At 54.1% G+C, this 19900-nt stretch carries 17 protein-coding genes and 1 pseudogene; 10 read left to right on the top strand and 8 right to left on the bottom strand.

The features are described 5' to 3' along the window. Positions 1-44 precede the first annotated feature (44 nt). The 3 genes from fhuC to fhuB are packed head-to-tail and all read left to right on the top strand — an operon-like array spanning position 45 to position 3711. Positions 45-842, top strand: a complete 798-nt coding sequence (gene fhuC, locus E4Z61_RS12795; RefSeq protein WP_135323099.1) for a Fe3+-hydroxamate ABC transporter ATP-binding protein FhuC — start codon at positions 45-47, stop codon at positions 840-842. Further along, positions 842-1732 carry a Fe(3+)-hydroxamate ABC transporter substrate-binding protein FhuD gene (gene fhuD, locus E4Z61_RS12790; protein ID WP_135323098.1) on the top strand — a complete coding sequence of 297 codons (891 nt, stop codon included), beginning with the start codon at positions 842-844 and terminating at the stop codon, positions 1730-1732. Before fhuC ends, fhuD begins: the two co-directional genes overlap by 1 nt. Then, a complete protein-coding gene (gene fhuB, locus E4Z61_RS12785; protein ID WP_135323097.1) occupies positions 1729-3711 on the top strand; it encodes a Fe(3+)-hydroxamate ABC transporter permease FhuB in 1983 nt (660 codons plus the stop codon). Before fhuD ends, fhuB begins: the two co-directional genes overlap by 4 nt. 36 nt (positions 3712-3747) lie before the next feature. On the opposite strand, the gene hemL is transcribed toward fhuB, so the two are convergent. Further along, positions 3748-5028 carry a glutamate-1-semialdehyde 2,1-aminomutase gene (hemL, locus tag E4Z61_RS12780; protein WP_135323096.1) on the bottom strand — a complete coding sequence of 427 codons (1281 nt, stop codon included), beginning with the start codon at positions 5026-5028 and terminating at the stop codon, positions 3748-3750. Positions 5029-5196: 168 nt separating this feature from the next. On the opposite strand from hemL, the gene clcA reads away from it, so the two are divergent. From clcA to erpA, 3 genes and pseudogenes are all read left to right on the top strand, one after another. Continuing rightward, positions 5197-6618: a H(+)/Cl(-) exchange transporter ClcA gene (clcA, locus tag E4Z61_RS12775; RefSeq protein ID WP_135323095.1), complete on the top strand. Its 1422-nt coding sequence runs from the start codon at positions 5197-5199 to the stop codon at positions 6616-6618. A gap of 23 nt (positions 6619-6641) precedes the next feature. Continuing rightward, positions 6642-6707: pseudogene (yadW, locus tag E4Z61_RS23955) on the top strand (small protein YadW). Continuing rightward, positions 6700-7044: an iron-sulfur cluster insertion protein ErpA gene (erpA, locus tag E4Z61_RS12770; RefSeq protein ID WP_003018581.1), complete on the top strand. Its 345-nt coding sequence runs from the start codon at positions 6700-6702 to the stop codon at positions 7042-7044. Before yadW ends, erpA begins: the two are co-directional and overlap by 8 nt. A 43-nt stretch (positions 7045-7087) precedes the next feature. Here the strand turns inward: erpA and E4Z61_RS12765 are convergent, their stop codons facing one another. From E4Z61_RS12765 to mtnN, 3 genes are read right to left on the bottom strand one after another with little or no spacing between them, the layout of a single operon-like run. Beyond that, positions 7088-7711: a TRIC cation channel family protein gene (locus E4Z61_RS12765; protein WP_135323094.1), complete on the bottom strand. Its 624-nt coding sequence runs from the start codon at positions 7709-7711 to the stop codon at positions 7088-7090. A 35-nt stretch (positions 7712-7746) separates the two neighbouring features. Continuing rightward, the gene (btuF, locus tag E4Z61_RS12760; protein ID WP_135323093.1) at positions 7747-8547 is read right to left on the bottom strand and encodes a vitamin B12 ABC transporter substrate-binding protein BtuF; all 801 of its coding nucleotides are present in this window, start codon (positions 8545-8547) and stop codon (positions 7747-7749) included. Continuing rightward, a complete protein-coding gene (gene mtnN / locus E4Z61_RS12755; RefSeq protein ID WP_135323092.1) occupies positions 8540-9238 on the bottom strand; it encodes a 5'-methylthioadenosine/S-adenosylhomocysteine nucleosidase in 699 nt (232 codons plus the stop codon). Before mtnN ends, btuF begins: the two co-directional genes overlap by 8 nt. A gap of 83 nt (positions 9239-9321) precedes the next feature. On the opposite strand from mtnN, the gene dgt reads away from it, so the two are divergent. From dgt to cdaR, 3 genes are all read left to right on the top strand, one after another. Beyond that, positions 9322-10839 (top strand): dGTPase, encoded by a 1518-nt coding sequence (gene dgt, locus E4Z61_RS12750; protein ID WP_135323091.1) that lies wholly within the window; start codon positions 9322-9324, stop codon positions 10837-10839. 129 nt (positions 10840-10968) lie between these two features. Continuing rightward, positions 10969-12402: a serine endoprotease DegP gene (degP, locus tag E4Z61_RS12745; protein WP_135323090.1), complete on the top strand. Its 1434-nt coding sequence runs from the start codon at positions 10969-10971 to the stop codon at positions 12400-12402. Between the two features lie 151 nt (positions 12403-12553). Beyond that, positions 12554-13711 carry a DNA-binding transcriptional regulator CdaR gene (gene cdaR, locus E4Z61_RS12740; protein WP_135323089.1) on the top strand — a complete coding sequence of 386 codons (1158 nt, stop codon included), beginning with the start codon at positions 12554-12556 and terminating at the stop codon, positions 13709-13711. 62 nt (positions 13712-13773) lie between these two features. Here the strand turns inward: cdaR and E4Z61_RS12735 are convergent, their stop codons facing one another. The 4 genes from E4Z61_RS12735 to map all read right to left on the bottom strand — a co-directional run bounded on the left by E4Z61_RS12735 (position 13774) and on the right by map (position 18654). Further along, positions 13774-14160, bottom strand: a complete 387-nt coding sequence (locus tag E4Z61_RS12735) for a DUF3461 family protein (protein ID WP_096758245.1) — start codon at positions 14158-14160, stop codon at positions 13774-13776. A gap of 109 nt (positions 14161-14269) precedes the next feature. Continuing rightward, positions 14270-15094 carry a 2,3,4,5-tetrahydropyridine-2,6-dicarboxylate N-succinyltransferase gene (gene dapD, locus E4Z61_RS12730; protein ID WP_135323088.1) on the bottom strand — a complete coding sequence of 275 codons (825 nt, stop codon included), beginning with the start codon at positions 15092-15094 and terminating at the stop codon, positions 14270-14272. Positions 15095-15125: 31 nt separating this feature from the next. After that, positions 15126-17798 carry a bifunctional uridylyltransferase/uridylyl-removing protein GlnD gene (glnD, locus tag E4Z61_RS12725; protein WP_135323087.1) on the bottom strand — a complete coding sequence of 891 codons (2673 nt, stop codon included), beginning with the start codon at positions 17796-17798 and terminating at the stop codon, positions 15126-15128. Between the two features lie 61 nt (positions 17799-17859). Then, positions 17860-18654: a type I methionyl aminopeptidase gene (map, locus tag E4Z61_RS12720; RefSeq protein WP_135323086.1), complete on the bottom strand. Its 795-nt coding sequence runs from the start codon at positions 18652-18654 to the stop codon at positions 17860-17862. A 449-nt stretch (positions 18655-19103) separates the two neighbouring features. Here map and rpsB point away from each other — a divergent pair, with 449 nt between their 5' ends. Continuing rightward, entirely contained in the window at positions 19104-19829 is a 726-nt protein-coding gene (gene rpsB, locus E4Z61_RS12715; RefSeq protein WP_103768347.1) for a 30S ribosomal protein S2, read from the top strand. The last annotated feature ends 71 nt before the right edge of the window (positions 19830-19900 follow it).

Raw genomic sequence — 19900 nt, 5'->3', positions numbered from 1 at the left:
CTCTTTGGGCACGTTTTTCGTGCCCGTTTTACAAGTTGGCTTCTATGCAGGAAAACAGATCCCATCCCGATACTACTTTTGCGTTGAGTAACGTCTCCTTTCGTGTGCCTGGTCGCACGCTTTTGCATCCCCTCTCGTTAACGTTTCCCGTGGGAAAAGTGACCGGTCTTATTGGTCATAACGGCTCTGGTAAATCGACTTTATTGAAAATGCTGGGACGTCATCAGCCTCCTTCAGAAGGCGATATTCTGCTCGACGAGCAGCCGCTGGAGAACTGGAGCAGCAAAGCGTTTGCTCGTAAGGTTGCCTATTTACCACAGCAGTTGCCGCAGGCGGAAGGGATGACGGTGCGTGAACTGGTGGCGATTGGTCGCTACCCGTGGCACGGTGCGTTGGGACGTTTTGGTGTAGCTGACAGAGAAAAAGTGGAAGAGGCGATAACGCTGGTAGGGTTAAAGCCACTGGCGCATCGCCTGGTCGATAGCTTGTCCGGCGGCGAACGTCAGCGTGCGTGGATTGCCATGCTGGTAGCGCAGGACAGCCGCTGTCTGCTGCTTGATGAACCGACCTCGGCGCTGGATATCGCGCATCAGGTTGATGTGCTGGCGCTGGTGCATCGCTTAAGCCAGCAGCGTGGACTGACAGTGATTGCCGTACTGCATGATATCAACATGGCGGCCCGCTACTGCGATTATCTGGTGGCGTTGCGTGGTGGCGAAATGATTGCTCAGGGAACGCCCGCGGAACTGATGCGTAGTGAAACACTGGAACTGATTTACGGCATCCCGATGGGCATTTTGCCGCATCCGGCCGGTGCCGCACCCGTGAGTTTTGTCTATTAATGGACGGATTACATCATATCACCCGGCGACGTTTATTAACGGCGATGGCGCTGTCACCGCTGCTCTGGCAGATGAATTCGGCGCGTGCGGCGGCGGTTGATCCGCAGCGTATTGTGGCGCTGGAATGGTTACCGGTAGAGCTGCTGTTGGCGCTGGGAATAACCCCCTATGGCGTCGCAGATGTTCCTAACTACAAGCTGTGGGTTAATGAACCTACGCTGCCGGATTCGGTGATTGACGTTGGGCTACGCACCGAGCCAAACCTTGAGCTGCTGACCGAAATGAAACCCTCGTTTATGGTTTGGTCCGCAGGCTATGGCCCTGCGCCCGAGACGCTGGCGCGCATTGCGCCGGGACGCGGATTTAGCTTTAGCGACGGCAAAAAACCGCTGGCGGTTGCACGACAGTCGCTACAAGAGATGGCACAACTGTTGAATCTACAATCAGCGGCTGAACATCATCTGGCGCAATATGACAGCGTTATCGCCAGCCTGAAACCGCGCTTTGTACAGCGAGGGGAACGACCTTTACTGCTGATGACCTTGCTGGATCCTCGCCATGTGCTGGTGTTTGGTCCCAACTGTCTGTTCCAGGACGTGCTGGACGAGTACGGGATCCGCAATGCATGGCAAGGGGAAACCAACTTCTGGGGCAGCACTGTCGTGGGTATTGATCGGCTTGCGGCCTATAAAGATGCCGATGTGCTGTGCTTCGATCACGGTAACAACAAGGATATGCAAACGCTGATGTCTACACCGTTGTGGCAGGCGATGCCGTTTGTCCGTAGCGGGCGTTTTCAGCGCGTTCCTGCCGTCTGGTTTTATGGTGCCACGCTATCGGCTATGCACTTCGCGCGCATCCTTGATAATGCACTGGGAGGCAAAGCGTGAGTAAACGTATTGCGCTGTTCCCGGCACTTCTGCTCACGATTCTGTTTATCGCGGCCTGTTGGCTCACCTGGGTTAACTTCTCCGTTGCTCTGCCGCGCAGCCAGTGGTCACAGGCTATCTGGTCGCCAAATATCGATGTCATTGAACAGATGATTTTCCATTACAGCCTGCTGCCGCGACTGGCGATTGCGTTACTGGTCGGTGCAGGGCTGGGTCTGGTTGGCGTGTTATTTCAGCAGGTATTACGTAACCCGCTGGCAGAACCGACCACACTGGGTGTGGCAACCGGAGCGCAACTGGGCATTACGCTCACTACGCTGTGGGCGATCCCCGGCGCGCTGACCACGCAATTTGCGGCGCTGGCCGGGGCGTGTATCGTCGGAGCGCTGGTGTTCGGCGTCGCCTGGGGCAAGCGTCTGTCACCCGTGACGCTGATCCTCGCTGGTCTGGTGGTGAGCCTGTACTGCGGCGCGATTAACCAACTGATGGTTCTTTTCCACCATGACCAGCTGCAAAGCATGTTTTTGTGGAGCAGCGGAACACTCACGCAAACCGACTGGACCAGTGTCCAGCGTCTGTGGCCGCAACTGCTGGGTGGCGTGATGCTGACGCTGCTGTTACTGCGCCCGATGACGCTGATGGGGCTGGATGACGGCGTGGCGCGTAACCTCGGGTTGGCGCTGTCGCTGGCGCGACTGGCGGCATTAACGCTGGCGATTGTGCTGAGTGCCTTGCTGGTAAACGCGGTGGGGATTATCGGTTTTATCGGCCTGTTTGCACCGCTACTGGCGAAAATGCTCGGCGCGCGGCGTTTGCTGGCGCGTCTGATGCTGGCCCCGCTGATTGGTGCACTTATCCTCTGGCTTTCCGATCAAATTATTCTGTGGCTGACCCGCGTGTGGATGGAAGTTTCCACCGGTTCGGTAACTGCGCTGATTGGCGCGCCGCTGCTGTTGTGGCTGTTGCCACGATTGCGCAGCATGAGTGCGCCGGATATGAATGTCAGTAACCGCGTTGCCGCTGAACGTCAGAACGTGCTGATGTTTGCGCTGGCGGGAGTCGCGATATTGCTGCTGACCGTTATTGTGGCGCTCGCGTTTGGTCGCGATGCCTATGGCTGGACCTGGGCCAGCGGCGCGATGCTGGACGAACTGATGCCCTGGCGCTGGCCGCGTATTCTGGCGGCGCTGATTGCCGGGGTGATGTTGGCGGTGGCGGGCTGTATTATTCAGCGCCTGACCGGTAACCCGATGGCCAGCCCGGAAGTGTTGGGGATTAGCTCCGGTGCTGCGTTTGGCGTCGTACTGATGCTATTTCTGGTGCCCGGCAACGCCTTTGGCTGGCTGTTGCCAGCAGGGAGTCTCGGAGCTGCGGTCACTCTGCTTATCATTATGATTGCCGCAGGGCGCGGTGGCTTTTCGCCACACCGTATGCTGTTGGCGGGGATGGCGCTCAGTACCGCTTTCACTATGCTGCTGATGATGCTGCAGGCCAGCGGCGATCCTCGTATGGCAAGCGTGCTGACCTGGATCTCCGGCTCAACCTACAACGCCACTGGCGAACAGGTTTTACGTACCGGAATCGTGATGGTGATTCTGCTGGCGATCACGCCATTGTGCCGTCGTTGGTTGACGATTTTACCGCTGGGTGGTGATACGGCGCGGGCGGTGGGAATGGCATTGACACCATCGCGTGTTGGTTTGCTGATGTTGGCTGCGGGACTGACCGCGACGGCTACCATGACCATTGGGCCGTTGAGCTTTGTCGGGCTGATGGCACCGCACATTGCGCGGATGTTAGGTTTTCGGCGGACGATGCCACATATGGTGATCTCGGCGCTGGCCGGTGGTGTACTGCTGGTGTTTGCCGACTGGTGCGGAAGAATGGTGCTGTTTCCGTATCAGATCCCGGCGGGATTACTGTCGACGTTTATTGGTGCGCCGTACTTTATCTATTTGTTGAGAAAGCAGAGCCGGTAATGTAAACGCCTCGCCTTAACAGGCGAGGCGAATGGATCACAGCTTCGCAAACACCCGACGCGCGGCGTCGATGGTGTTATTGATATCTTCTACACTGTGCGCCACGGACATAAAGCCCGCTTCAAACGCGGACGGTGCCAGATAAACACCTTCATCCAGCATCATATGGAAGAAACGCTTGAAGCGCTCGACATCGCACGCCATCACGTCCTGATAGCATGTCACGGTTTCGGCATCGGTGAAGAAAATTCCGAACATCCCACCTACATGGTTCACCACCAGCGGAATATTGGCTTCCTGAGCGGCTTCCAGCAGACCTTCCGCCAGACGGGTGGTGAGGTCATTTAATGTTTCATGAATCCCCGGCTGAGCGACTTCGTTCAGACAGGCGAATCCTGCCGCCATCGCAATCGGGTTACCTGAAAGTGTTCCCGCCTGGTAAACCGGACCAGTTGGGGCCAGCGCGTCCATCACATCACGACGACCGCCGAATGCGCCAACAGGCATTCCGCCACCGATAATTTTACCCAGACAGGTCAGGTCCGGCACGACACCGTAATAATCCTGCGCGCCCGCCAGTGCGACGCGGAAACCGGTCATCACTTCATCGATGATCAACAGCGCACCGAACTCGTCGCACAGCGCACGCAGGCCTGGCAGGAATTCCGGCAGCGGCGGGATGCAGTTCATGTTGCCCGCGACCGGCTCGACGATGATGCAGGCGATGTCCTGCGGATACTGCTCGAATGCCGCACGCACCGAGGACAGATCGTTATAGGTACAGGTCAGGGTATGCTTCGCAAAATCCGCCGGAACGCCCGGAGAGTTTGGCTGGCCCAGCGTCAATGCACCGGAACCGGCTTTGACCAGCAGGCAGTCGGCATGGCCGTGATAGCAGCCTTCAAATTTGATGATTTTATCGCGGCCGGTGAAACCACGCGCCAGACGGATGGCGCTCATCGTCGCTTCGGTACCGGAGTTGACCATGCGCACCATGTCCATGGTTGGCACGAGTTCGGTGACCAATGCCGCCATTTTCACTTCCATCTCGGTCGGTGCACCAAAGCTCAGACCACGCTCGGCGGCTTCAATCACTGCATTGCGGATCGCCGGATGGTTATGACCCAGTACCATCGGGCCCCAGGAACCGACGTAATCGATGTAGGCTTTACCATCGACGTCATACAGATACGCGCCGTCGGCTTTTTCGATAAACAGCGGAGTGCCACCCACGCCGGTGAAGGCGCGAACAGGGGAGTTAACGCCGCCGGGGATAAGTTCGCGTGCTGCGCTGTAGAGGTTTTCAGACTTACTCATGGATGGGGTCCTGGTTCGTAGAAAAAGTGAATGCGGGCTATTCTAGTTATTCAGCGAAGGTTATGAAAGTTTTGCGCATTTGAAACAATACGATTTGCAGGGGATTTTCACAAAATGAACGAGTAGAATGCCGACTCCGTATTTGTATTACCAATTAATGATCATCTGATGAAAACAGACACTCCCTCTTTTGAAGCACAGCAAATTGTGCGTTTACGGCGCAGGGATCAGATCCGTCGACTCCTTGATCGGGACAAAACACCGCTTGCGATCCTTTTTATGGCGGCCGTGGTTGGAACCGTGACCGGGCTGGTGGGCGTGGCGTTTGAGAAATCCGTGACTTGGGTACAGAACCTGCGCATCGGCGCACTGGTACAGGTTGCCGATCATGCCATTCTGGTGTGGCCGCTGGCGTTTATTCTCTCGGCGTTGCTGGCCATGGTTGGCTATTTTCTGGTGCGTAAATTTGCGCCGGAAGCCGGTGGCTCGGGGATCCCTGAGATTGAAGGCGCGCTGGAAGAGCTGCGGCCTGTGCGCTGGTGGCGCGTACTGCCGGTGAAATTTATCGGCGGTATGGGGACGCTGGGGGCCGGTATGGTGCTTGGGCGCGAAGGGCCGACGGTGCAAATAGGCGGTAACATCGGGCGCATGGTGCTGGATGTATTCCGTATGCGCAGCGCCGAAGCGCGACATACCCTGCTGGCAACCGGTGCGGCTGCCGGTTTGTCGGCGGCGTTTAATGCCCCTCTGGCAGGGATCCTGTTCATTATTGAAGAGATGCGCCCACAGTTTCGCTACAACCTCGTGTCGATCAAAGCCGTGTTTACCGGCGTTATCATGTCGAGCATTGTGTTCCGTGTTTTCAACGGCGAAGCCCCGCTCATTGAAGTTGGGAAGCTCTCCAACGCGCCGGTGAATACGCTGTGGCTGTATCTGATCCTCGGGATTATTTTTGGCTGCGTTGGACCGCTGTTCAATACCATGGTGCTACGCACTCAGGATATGTTTCAGCGGTTTCATGGCGGTGAAATTAAAAAATGGGTGCTGATGGGCGGTGCGATCGGTGGCCTGTGCGGGATCCTCGGTTTAATTCAACCGGAATCTGCGGGTGGAGGGTTTAACCTGATCCCTATCGCCGCGGCAGGAAATTTTAGCGTTGGCATTCTGCTGTTTATTTTTATTGCCCGGGTTATCACTACGCTGCTGTGCTTTTCATCCGGTGCGCCTGGTGGGATCTTTGCCCCGATGCTGGCGCTAGGGACATTACTGGGTACCGCGTTCGGCATGGCTGCGGCGGCCACTTTTCCGCAGTATCATCTGGAGGCCGGGACGTTTGCCATTGCCGGAATGGGGGCGCTGTTGGCGGCGTCGGTACGGGCGCCATTAACCGGCATCGTACTGGTGCTGGAAATGACCGATAACTATCAGCTCATTTTGCCAATGATTATTACCTGTCTTGGCGCAACACTATTAGCCCAATTTATGGGCGGAAAGCCGCTATACTCGACTATCCTTGCCCGTACGCTGGCTAAACAGGAAGCGGAGCAGGCGGCGAAAAGCCAGAGCACAGCCGCTGGCGAGAATACTTGAACGAAATACCAGGGTATTAGATAATGGCCTTAACCATTGGGTTATAATTTGCCCAATTGCCAATGTCGTTTGGAGCAAAATATGAGTGATGATGTAGCGCTGCCACTGCAATTTACTGAAGCAGCAGCCAATAAAGTAAAAAGCCTGATCGCTGACGAAGATAACCCGAATCTGAAATTACGCGTGTACATCACCGGCGGTGGTTGCAGCGGTTTCCAGTATGGTTTCACCTTTGATGATCAGGTGAACGATGGTGATATGACCATTGAGAAACAGGGCGTTGGCCTGGTCGTTGACCCGATGAGCCTGCAGTATCTGGTGGGCGGTGCGGTTGACTATACCGAAGGTCTGGAAGGTTCCCGCTTCGTGGTGACCAACCCGAACGCCAAAAGCACCTGCGGGTGTGGTTCTTCTTTCAGCATTTAATTATGCGAGAATGAAAAAGCCGTGTTCATGACACGGCTTTTTGCTATCTGCCGTTATCATCCAACGCAAACGTCGGTAGCTTTAAGTGCCAGCGAATGGCGGCAAGACGAATAATCAGCGTGACAACCATCCCCATCATACTGGCGTTTTCCAGCGGTATCGCGAAGGTATAAAACGCGGTTGCGTGGACGATGCCGCCGATAATGCAGGCCGTGGCATAGATTTCTGTACGTAAAATCATCGGTACTTCACGTGCTAACACGTCGCGAATAATCCCGCCGCCGACGCCGGTAATGACCCCCATGCAAATCGCCACCAGCGGACCGGTTCCGGCGAGAAACGCCTTACTGACGCCAATGCCGACGAACACGGCCAGACCGACGGCATCCAGCACTGGAAGGATCCACTTAGGCAAACGTCTGGGCTGACGCACCAGCAGGATCGTCAGCATGCTGGTGATCATCGCCACCACCAGATCGGTGGGATCTTTGACCCAGAACACCGGCCCGTTATCCAACGCCATATCGCGGATCGTACCGCCACCCACAGCCGTAACAACGCCGAGGACCAGCACGCCGAACGGGTCCATACGTAATTTCCCGGCCAGTAATACGCCAGAGATAGCAAATACCGCAGTGCCTACAATATCGAGCCAATAGACGAGCATTGTCGAATCCCCACTGAGAGCCCGACAGGCAGGCTCTATTTCACTTGTGAAAGCGCATTACAGAGTTGTTTTGCGGCGAGGATAATACGCGGGCTTGCGCGTTCAAACCAGTCACTATTCAGGGTAATAACCGGGATTTTCAGCTGTTCTCCCCAGTATTGCTCAATTTTAAGAGTTTCGCCCGAACCTCCGGTAGCCACGATAGCCTGGGGGGCTCTTGCCAGTACCTGCTCGCGGCTGACCTGCGGCCAGGGAACCCGACTGCCGCCAAAGATGTTTTCTCCGCCGCATACCTCAAGAACCTGGTGTTGAATGGAACCTTTTCCACTGGTAAACAAAGGATTCGCCCCAAACTGGAGAAACACCCGTTTTTTCGGTTTATTGGCATACTGAGATTTTAGTAAAGCATACTCATCAAGCAAAGTTTGCGCGGCCAGTTTTGCCTGCTCAGGCTTCGGACTCCACGCTGCCAGTTGGCGTAGAGCATCAGCGACTTGCTCGATGGTGACGGCATCCACCCAGATAACCTTAATCCCCAGGGCAGTTAGCTGATTCACCTGCCGCTCGGCATTGCCTCCGCGCCAGGCGATGACTAAATCCGGTTTGAGCGCCACAATGCGTTCCAGATTCATGCCTTGCCACGTGGAGACCTCTTCAATATTTTGGGCCTCGGGCGGATAGTTTGAGTAGCTGCTGACGCCAACGGGCGTTATGCCGGCGGCAAAGGCAAGTTCGGTGTTAGCAGGAGAGAGGGAAACTACACGCGGTGCGGCGTAAAGCCACGCCGGAAGCGTAAAAAGCAGGGCGACCAGCGCCCTGGAGAGTAATTTAGCCATGCGCCAGTTTCTGTACCAGCGTTTCAACCATCAGGCTTGACTGTTTCGCGGCAACAACCAGGAACTCGTCAAAGCTGAGGTGGGATTGCTGATCGGCGACGTCAGAGATGGCGCGAACCACCACGAACGGGACGTTAAAGTTGTGGCAAACATGCGCAATTGCGGTGGCTTCCATTTCTACGGCAATGGCCTGCGGGAAGTTATGCTGAATTTTTGCCAGGCCAACAGAGCCGTTAATGAAGGCATCGCCGCTGACGATAAGCCCGCGAACGGCGTTCAGGTTGAGTTCCGCAATACAGGATTCCGCCGCGGCGATAAGCGCTGGATCGGCTTTAAAACCTGCCGGGCAACCCGGTAGCTGACCAAATTCATAGCCAAACGCGGTGACGTCAGCATCGTGATAACGCGCTTCGTCAGAAACCACGATATCGCCGACTTTCAGCGTTGAAGCCAGGCCGCCCGCAGAACCGGTGTTAATGATGGCATCCGGTTTGCAGCGTTCGAGCAGCAGCGTTGCACCCAGCGCCGCAGCCACTTTACCGATGCCCGATTTCAGTAGCGCAACCTCAGTACCGTTCAGTTGGCCGGTATAAATTTCACAACCGCCGAGGGTGATTGTCTGACGGTTTTCGATTTTGTCACGCAGCAGCGTAACTTCTTCTTCCATTGCACCAATGATGCCGATTTTCATAGATTTACTCGCGATAAGCCAGATTTGAGGGCATAGTCTATCATGCGCTTAAGGGGTAGCGCATTTCTCAGGCGGGAGAGGGCATGGCACAGATCGATTTTCGAAAAAAAATAAACTGGCATCGTCGTTACCGTTCGCCGCAGGGCGTAAAGTCTGAGCATGAGATCCTGCGAATTTTTGAAAGCGATCGTGGACGTATTATCAATTCTCCGGCAATCCGCCGATTGCAGCAAAAAACCCAGGTCTTTCCGCTGGAGCGTAACGCTGCAGTGCGTACGCGTCTTACGCATTCAATGGAAGTTCAGCAAGTCGGGCGCTACATCGCCAAAGAGATCCTCAGCCGACTGAAAGAGCTCAAGCTGCTGGAGCAGTATGGCCTGGATGAGCTAACGGGGCCTTTTGAAAGCATTGTCGAAATGTCCTGCCTAATGCATGACATCGGAAATCCGCCGTTTGGCCATTTTGGTGAAGCGGCAATTAACGACTGGTTTCGCCAGCGACTTTTCCCTGCGGATGCGGAAAGCCAGCCTCTAAGTGACGATCGCTGCCACGTGGCTGCGCTACGTTTGCGTGAAGGCGAAGAGTCGCTCAATGACATTCGCCGCAAGGTGCGTCAGGATCTCTGTCATTTTGAAGGCAATGCGCAAGGTATTCGCCTAGTGCATACCTTGATGCGAATGAATCTGACCTGGGCGCAGGTCGGCGGTATTTTAAAATATACCCGTCCGGCGTGGTGGCGTGGAGATACGCCCGCGACGCATAACTATTTAATGAAAAAACCGGGCTATTACCTTTCCGAAGAGCCGTATATTGAGCGGTTGCGTAAAGAATTATCATTAGCACCTTACAGTCGTTTTCCATTAACCTGGATTATGGAAGCTGCCGACGATATCTCTTATTGCGTGGCCGATCTCGAAGATGCCGTGGAGAAAAGGATCTTCAGCGTCGAGCAACTGTATCATCACCTGTATGAGGCTTGGGGCCAACATGAAAAAGGTTCCCTGTTTAGTCAGGTTGTGGAGAACGCGTGGGAAAAATCGCGCTCAAATACATTAAGTCGCAGTACGGAAGATCAGTTCTTCATGTATTTGCGCGTCAATACGCTGAATAAATTGGTGCCCTACGCTGCGCAGCGTTTTATTGATAATTTGCCCCAGATTTTTGAGGGCAGCTTTAATCACGCCCTGTTAGAAGACGCCAGCAGCTTCAGCCGATTGCTGGGGGGCTATAAAAATGTGGCGATGAAACATGTATTTAGCCATCCTGATGTCGAACAGCTGGAATTGCAGGGTTATCGGGTAATCAGCGGGTTACTGGAGATCTATCAGCCGTTATTAAAGATGACGCTCGCAGATTTTTCTACACTGGTGGAAAATGAAAGATTAAAACAGTTTCCCATTGAGTCGCGTTTATTTCAGAAACTCTCCACCCGTCATCGACTTGCTTATGTCGAAGTGGTCAGTAAAATATCGTCGGATTCTGCCGAGTTCCCTGTGCTCGAATATTATTATCGATGCCGCTTGATCCAAGATTATATCAGCGGGATGACGGACTTGTATGCCTGGGATGAATATCGACGACTGATGGCGGTAGAACAATAAACACACATTTGTAAAGACGGACAATAAAATTTTACTTTTTCCTTAAAGTTTATTCTGGAACTTAGCGCTATAAAACGACTCTGACGTACACAGCAATTTTGCGTTATCTGTTAATCGAGAACGAAACACATGAAAAAAACCACATTAGCAATGAGTGCACTGGCTCTGAGTTTAGGTTTGGCGTTGTCCCCCCTGTCTGCAACGGCGGCTGAGACAGCGTCTTCAGCAACGACTGCTCAACAGATGCCAAGCCTGGCCCCGATGCTTGAAAAAGTGATGCCATCGGTGGTGAGTATTAACGTCGAGGGGAGCACGACGGTGAATACGCCGCGTATGCCGCGTAATTTCCAGCAGTTCTTCGGGGATAACTCTCCGTTCTGCCAGGACGGTTCTCCATTCCAGAGCTCTCCATTCTGCCAGGGCGGCGCACCGGGCGCTGACAATGGCGGTGGCCAGCAGCAGAAATTTATGGCGCTGGGCTCCGGCGTTATTATTGATGCCGCGAAAGGTTATGTTGTGACTAACAACCACGTAGTGGATAACGCTACAGTGATTAAAGTCCAACTGAGCGATGGGCGTAAATTTGACGCGAAGATGGTCGGCAAAGATCCGCGCTCTGACATCGCACTGATCCAGATTCAGGATCCGAAGAACCTGACGGCAATCAAGCTGGCAGACTCTGACGCGCTGCGCGTAGGGGATTATACCGTGGCGATTGGTAACCCGTTTGGCCTCGGTGAAACGGTCACGTCTGGTATCGTTTCTGCGCTGGGTCGTAGCGGCCTGAATGCGGAAAATTATGAAAACTTTATCCAGACGGATGCGGCGATTAACCGCGGCAACTCTGGTGGCGCACTGGTCAACCTGAACGGTGAACTGATCGGTATTAACACCGCGATCCTTGCGCCGGACGGCGGAAACATCGGTATCGGTTTTGCTATCCCTAGCAACATGGTGAAAAACCTGACCTCGCAGATGGTTGAGTTCGGTCAGGTGAAACGCGGCGAGCTGGGGATTATGGGGACTGAACTGAGCTCTGAGCTGGCAAAAGCCATGAAAGTGGATGCCCAGCGTGGGGCATTCGTCAGCCAGGTGATGCCGAACTCCTCCGCAGCGAAAGCGGGTATTAAAGCCGGTGATGTGATTACCTCATTGAACGGTAAGCCAATCAGCAGTTTTGCCGCACTGCGTGCGCAGGTCGGTACGATGCCGGTAGGCAGCAAAATCACCCTTGGCCTGCTGCGTGACGGTAAGCCGGTTACTGTGAATCTGGAACTGCAGCAGAGCAGCCAGACTCAGGTTGATTCCAGCTCTATCTTCAAAGGTATTGAAGGGGCGGATATGAGCAACAAAGGCCAGGACAAAGGTGTCGTGGTCAGCGATGTGAAACCGAATACGCCGGCAGCGATGATTGGCCTGAAGAAAGGGGATGTGATTATCGGTGCTAACCAGCAGTCGGTGAAAAACATTGCCGAACTGCGCAAAATCCTCGACAGCAAACCGGCTGTTCTGGCGCTGAATATTCAGCGTGGTGACAGCTCTATCTATCTGTTGATGCAATAAGCCTCTCTAAACCCCTTCCCGTTAGCGGGGAGGGGTTTCTTTTTGTGAACCCTCCCACAACTCCATACTTCTCTCCTTCAGTTTGTGCATCTGCACAATGCCGCCGATTATTATCTTCCCTATGCTTGAGCTCTGCTCACAGGAGGGGTTTATGGCTGGCTGGCATCTTGATACCAAAATGGCGCAGGATATCGTGGCGCGCACGATGCGCATCATCGATACCAATATCAACGTAATGGATGCCCGTGGGCGGATCATTGGCAGCGGTGATCGCGAGCGTATTGGTGAATTGCACGAAGGTGCACTGCTGGTGCTTTCGCAGGGCCGGGTGGTGGACATTGACGATGCGGTCGCGAGGCATTTGCACGGCGTGCGACAGGGGATAAACCTGCCGCTACGTCTTGAAGGCGAAATTGTTGGCGTTATCGGTCTTACTGGCGAACCGGAGCATCTGCGTAAATACGGCGAGCTGGTGTGCATGACCGCCGAAATGATGCTGGAGCAGTCGCGTCTGATGCACCTGTTGGCACAGGACAGCCGTCTGCGTGAAGAGCTGGTAATGAACCTGATTCAGGCGGAAGAAAATACCCCGGCGCTGATGGAATGGGCGCAGCGTTTAGGCATTGATTTGAGCCAGCCGCGTGTGGTGGCGGTGGTGGAAGTCGATAGCGGTCAGTTGGGTGTCGACAGCGCCATGGCAGAGCTGCAGCAGCTACAGAATGCGTTGACCACGCCGGAACGCAACAACCTGATTGCGATTGTTTCATTGACCGAGATGGTGGTACTGAAACCTGCGCTCAATCAGTTTGGCCGCTGGGATGCGGAAGATCACCGCAAGCGCGTGGAGCAGCTTATCGCCCGCATGAAAGAGAACGGACAGCTGCGTTTTCGCGTGTCGCTGGGTAACTACTTTACCGGACCGGGAAGTATTGCTCGTTCGTACCGTACAGCACGCACGACAATGATGGTCGGTAAACAGCGTATGCCTGAAAGCCGCAGCTATTTCTACCAGGATTTGATGTTGCCGGTGCTTCTGGATAGCCTGCGGGGTGGCTGGCAAGCTAACGAGCTGGCGCGTCCGTTGGTGCGGCTGAAAGCAATGGATAACAATGGGTTACTGCGTCGGACTTTAGCTGCGTGGTTTCGCCATAACGTGCAGCCGCTGGCGACGTCTAAAGCGTTGTTTATCCACCGCAATACGCTTGAGTACCGTCTGAACCGTATTTCAGAACTTACCGGGCTGGATCTGGGGAATTTTGACGACCGACTGCTGCTGTATGTGGCGTTGCAACTGGATGAACAACATTAGGCGAGAGAGACGTTGTTGGCCGGGTAAGGCGAAGCCGTCACCCGGCGCGAACAATCGTAATGTTATTTACGCGTCAGTTTTTCCAGATCGGATTCAATTTCGCTGATCTTGTTAGTGACGACGCTTTCCAGATGACGTAAATCATCGAGGATCTTGCGTTTAAGATCGACTTCACTGCGATCGCGCTGGCAGATCTGATCCAATTCATCGATCACATAGCGCAGGTTCGGGCTGATCTCCTGCACCTCTTTGTAACCCTGGCCGATGCCATCGGCAACCACGGTTTTACGCTGACGGGGATACTTAAACTTAACGCTCTTGGCAAAAAACTCGCCTTTATCCTTCTGGAAATAGATTTTCAGGATATCGTTGTTGGCTTCTTGCCGTAGGCTGTAACGATCGATCTCTTCAGGATTGGTAATGCCCAGACTTTTCAGATTGTCATACATAGCGGTACCCTTAAGCTCACTATAACCATTGAATAATTAACGAAAAGCCCTGTTTATGCCACTCGCAGATGTAAAAAAAGCGGGCTAAGCCCGCTTTTTCAAACTACTGTTAGTCGATGGTACGCAACAGCTCGTTAATCCCGACTTTGCCACGCGTTTTAGCGTCGACTTTCTTGACGATCACCGCGCAGTACAGGCTGTACTTACCGTCTTTCGACGGCAGATTGCCGGAAACAACCACGGAGCCTGCCGGAACGCGGCCATAGAAAACTTCACCGGTTTCACGGTCATAGATTTTGGTGCTCTGTCCCAGGTATACACCCATGGAAATCACGGAGCCTTCTTCGACGATCACGCCTTCAACCACTTCAGAACGTGCGCCGATGAAGCAGTTGTCTTCGATGATGGTTGGGTTCGCCTGTAAAGGTTCCAGCACGCCACCGATACCGACGCCACCGGACAGGTGAACGTTTTTACCAATCTGCGCGCAAGAGCCGACGGTTGCCCAGGTATCCACCATGGAACCTTCATCAACGTAAGCACCGATGTTGACGTAAGATGGCATCAGTACGGTGTTACGTGCGATGTAGGCACCCTGGCGTACGGACGCTGGTGGAACCACGCGGAAGCCTTCTTTCTGGAAGCGTGCTTCGTCGTAGTTGGCGAATTTCATTGGCACTTTATCGAAGTAGCGGCTTTCCGCGCCGTCGATAACCTGGTTATCGTTAATACGAAAAGAGAGCAGTACCGCTTTCTTCAGCCACTGATGTGTGACCCACTGACCCTCAATCTTTTCTGCAACACGCAGTGCACCGGAATCCAGCAGAGAAATCACCTGATTAACCGCTTCACGGGTTACGGTATCTACATTTGCCGGAGTGATGTCGGCGCGGCGCTCGAAAGCGGACTCAATAACGTTCTGTAACTGCTGCATTGTTAAACTCTTTCCATAATAAATAAACACATCACCCTTTATCGTTTGGATTGAGGGCCTCTGTCAACCGTTGATGTACTTCCTGCTGCAGCTCATTATTAAGGGCACGGCGGTCGGCCGTCGCGATTATGAATAAATCTTCTACTCGCTCGCCAATGGTTGTAATTCTGGCGCCATGCAGCGAAATTCCCAGATCGGCAAAAATCTGCCCGACGCGCGCCAGCAGACCCGGCTGGTCGAGAGCGATAAGCTCAAGGAATGATTTTCGGTCGGTATGGGTCGGCAGAAAAGTCACCTCAGTATCGACGGTAAAGTGACGTAATTTTGCCGGTTGGCGACGTGGCTGCGGTGGCTGCCAACTGCGTTGGGTGATCGCCTGTTCCAGCCCCGAGCGGATCGCTTCGTGGCGGTCTGACGACAGCGGACTGCCGTCAGGCTCCAGCACGATAAACGTATCCATCGCCATGTTGTCGCGGGTGGTAAAAATCTGCGCATCGTGGACGCTAAGATTACGTCGGTCCAGCTCGGCGCAGACTGCGGCAAACAGATAGGGACGGTCCGGGCTCCAGATGAAAATCTCCGTTCCACCACGCGTGGCCTGTGGGCTCAGTAAAATTAGCGGCTTGCTTATGTCGTGCTGTAGCAGATGACGCGCATGCCAGGCCAACTGATTTGGGCTGTGGCGCACGAAATAGTTGGCGCGACAGCGCGACCAGATATGGTGCAGTGCTTCTTCATCAATGTTGTCCATGCGCAGCAGCGCCAGTGCCTGCAACTGATGATGGCGCACGCGTTCGCGCATATCCGGCGTATTTTGCATGCCACGACGTAGCTGTTTTTCGGTGGCGAAATACAGCTCGCGCAATAGACTTTGTTTCCAGCTGTTCCACAGCGTTTCGTTAGTGGCGCAAATGTCCGCCACCGTCAGGCAGACCAGGAAGCGCAGGCGGTGTTCCGTTTGCACTTCTTCGGCGAATTGCTTGATAACTTCGGGGTCTTGAATATCGCGGCGCTGGGCAGTAACCGACATCAGCAGGTGCTGGCGAACCAACCAGGCGACCAGCTGAGTTTCACGTGAATTCAATCCGTGGAGCTCGGCGAACTTTAGGACGTCCTGAGCACCGAGAACCGAGTGGTCGCCACCACGGCCTTTGGCGATATCGTGGAACAGCGCAGCAATCAGAATCAGTTCCGGCTGGCGCAGGCGCGGCCAGAGATCGACACACAGCGGATGGCGCTGGCGGGTCTCTTCTTTGGCAAAGCTTTCCAGCTTTAGCATCACGCGAATCGTGTGCTCATCTACTGTATAGGCATGAAACAGGTCAAACTGCATTTGGCCGACAATGTGTGACCACTGCGGCATATAGGCCCACAACACGCTGTGGCGATGCATCGGCAGCAGGCCACGGCTCACCGCTCCCGGATGGCGTAGCATGCTGAGAAACAGTGAGCGGGCCTCAGGGATGTAGCACAACGGCTGTGTCAGATGGCGGCGGGCATGGCGCAAATGGCGCAGCGTAGTGGAGTAAATACCGGTGATCGCACTGTTACGCACCATGGTGTAAAACATCCGCAAAATGGCTTCCGGTTCGCGGATAAACAAATCGTCGTTACGCAAATCAATTAACGTGCCGCGTAGCTGAAAGTCATCATCGATCGGGCGCGGTTTTTCATCTGCGGGCAAGGCGAGGATCGCCTCGTCAAACAGCTGCAGCAGCATGTGGTTCAGTTCGCTCACCCTTCGCGTGACCCGAAAATAGTCTTTCATCATCCGCTCGATCGGCTCGTTGCCTTCACCGCCGTAGTTTAGCCGTTGGGCTACGCTAAGCTGACGGTCAAACAGCAGACGGTTATCGTAACGCGTGACCACCAGATGCAGTGCGAAGCGAATGCGCCAGAGGATGTGCAGACACTCATTCAATTCGGCGCGTTCTGCCAGCGTCAAGAAGCCAAAACCGACCATCTCATCCAGCGAGGTTGCGCCAAAATGGCGGCGGGCCACCCACTGGAGGGTGTGGATATCGCGCAGGCCGCCGGGGCTGCTTTTGATATCCGGCTCCAGATTGTAACTGGTGCCGTGATAGCGCTGGTGGCGCTGGTTTTGCTCTTCCACTTTGGCGGCGTAAAACTTATCGGAGGGCCAGAAGCCTTCGCTAAAAATATGCTTTTGTAGCTCAAGAAACAGCGCCACGTCGCCAATCAGCAGGCGTGTTTCAATCAGGTTGGTGGCGACGGTTAAATCTGATAGCCCTTCCAGCAGACACTCTTCCAGCGTACGCACGCTGTGCCCAACCTCCAGTCTCACGTCCCACAGCAGCGTTAACAGCTCACCGACTTTCTCGGCCTGCGCGTCAGGCAGTTTTTTACGACTCAGAATTAGCAGGTCGATATCGGAAAGCGGATGCAGCTCGCCGCGTCCGTAGCCACCGACGGCAACCAGCGCCAGATCGGCAATCTGACCGAAACCGGCTTCAATCCACAGACGCTGTAGCAGTTGGTCAATAAACTCGGTGCGGGCTTCAATCAACTGTTCTGCGGAAACACCGCTGTCAAAGGCTTCGCCTAACCAGCTCTGGAACGTATCGATATGCGCTTTTATGCCGATACAATTAAGATCGTGCTGAGGCCAGGTTCCCGGGTTTTGCGGTTGGCCGGGCAGGGTGGGGAGGGCGGTGTTTGCGTGCTGTTCTGGAAGGGTATTCATCGTGCGCCACCCATAAGAATAAATTATCGCATTAAAAAAGCCGGCATTCGCCGGCTTCATCTTATTCGTCGTGTGTGATGATCGCAGGGATGGTGTCATCCTTGCGTAATGTCAGAATTTCACAGCCGTTTTCCGTCACCACAATAGTATGCTCGTACTGCGCAGACAAGCTACGGTCTTTGGTTTTCACCGTCCAGCCATCTTTCATGGTGCGAATACGATAATCACCAGCGTTGAGCATCGGCTCAACGGTGAATGTCATGCCCGGTTGTAGTACCACGCCGCCATCGTCTGCATCGTAGTGCAGAACCTGAGGCTCTTCATGGAAACCGCGACCGATGCCGTGGCCGCAGTATTCGCGTACCACAGAGAATCCTTCGCCTTCCGCATATTTCTGAATGGCCGCACCCAACGTCCGCAGACGAATGCCCGGTTTTACCATCCGCAGCGCCAGATACAGGCTTTCTTGTGTCACGCGACACAGGCGTTCACCCAAGATCGTCGGCTTGCCGACGATGAACATTTTGGAGGTATCACCGTGGAACTCGTCTTTAATCACGGTGACGTCGATGTTGACGATATCTCCGTCTTTCAGGTGCTTGGCGTCGTCCGGGATCCCGTGGCACACCACCTCATTGATGGAGATGCAGACGGATTTTGGATAACCGTGATAACCCAGGCAAGCGGAGATAGCCTGCTGCTCGTTCACGATGTAGTCGTTACAGAGTCGATCCAGTTCGCCGGTGCTGACGCCCGGTTTAATGAATGGTTCGATCATTTCCAGCACTTCGGCGGCCAGACGACCAGCGACGCGCATTTTTTCGATTTCTTCAGGGGTCTTGATTGAGATAGCCATGAATTCTGTCCATCAGTGTCGATGATTTCGACAATAATTGTGTAAGTGCTGCCAATGGTATCAGTCTGGGGCGTACCCTGCCAAATTGAGAATCATTCTGAACTTCGCCTTTCGTGCCACAGGTGTGTTGGCTGTATTTTTTCACCCCAGTCGCTTACGTCCTGTAAGCTCCCAGGGATTCAAAAATTTGCCGCCTTCCTGTAACACGAAATCCATCGTTCATTCAGCACAGACCGCCAACAATTATTGGTGTCTATGGCGTATTTGTGGTATAAAGCGCGCCGGACTTCCGATCCATTCGAAGACTACACACGATGGGCGGGAGCGACAAATCTCACTTTGTGTAACAACACACACGTATCGGCACATATTCCGGGGTGCCCTTTGGGGTCGGTAATATGGGATGCGTGGAGGCTTAACCCCAACTTTTATATATAGAGGTTTTAATCATGGCAACTGTTTCCATGCGCGACATGCTCAAGGCTGGTGTTCACTTCGGTCACCAGACCCGTTACTGGAACCCGAAAATGAAGCCTTTCATCTTCGGTGCGCGTAACAAAGTTCACATCATCAACCTTGAGAAAACTGTACCGATGTTCAACGAAGCTCTGGCTGAACTGAACAAGATCTCTGCTCGTAAAGGTAAAATCCTTTTCGTTGGTACTAAACGCGCTGCAAGCGAAGCGGTGAAAGAAGCTGCTAACAACTGCGACCAGTTCTTCGTGAACCATCGCTGGTTGGGCGGTATGCTGACTAACTGGAAAACCGTTCGTCAGTCCATCAAACGTCTGAAAGATCTGGAAACTCAGTCTCAGGACGGTACTTTCGAAAAGCTGACCAAGAAAGAAGCGCTGATGCGCACCCGTGAGCTTGAGAAACTGGAAAACAGCCTGGGCGGTATCAAAGACATGGGCGGTCTGCCGGACGCTCTGTTCGTAATCGATGCTGACCATGAGCACATTGCTATCAAAGAAGCAAACAACCTGGGTATCCCGGTATTTGCTATCGTTGATACCAACTCTGATCCGGACGGTGTTGACTTCGTTATCCCGGGTAACGACGACGCAATCCGTGCTGTGACCCTGTACCTGGGCGCTGTAGCTGCAACCGTTCGTGAAGGCCGTTCTCAGGATCTGGCTTCCCAGGCGGAAGAAAGCTTCGTAGAAGCTGAATAATAAGGCACGCTCGTTAGAGCCCTTATAGACCAGGTAGTATCACGTTTGGTTAGGGGGCCTGTAAATGGCCC

Origin of the sequence: Citrobacter tructae (assembly GCF_004684345.1) — a bacterium.
GTDB classification, from domain to species: domain Bacteria; phylum Pseudomonadota; class Gammaproteobacteria; order Enterobacterales; family Enterobacteriaceae; genus Citrobacter; species Citrobacter tructae.
Note: the sequence above shows the minus strand (reverse complement) of the source record. Positions and strands in the feature narration are given on the sequence as shown.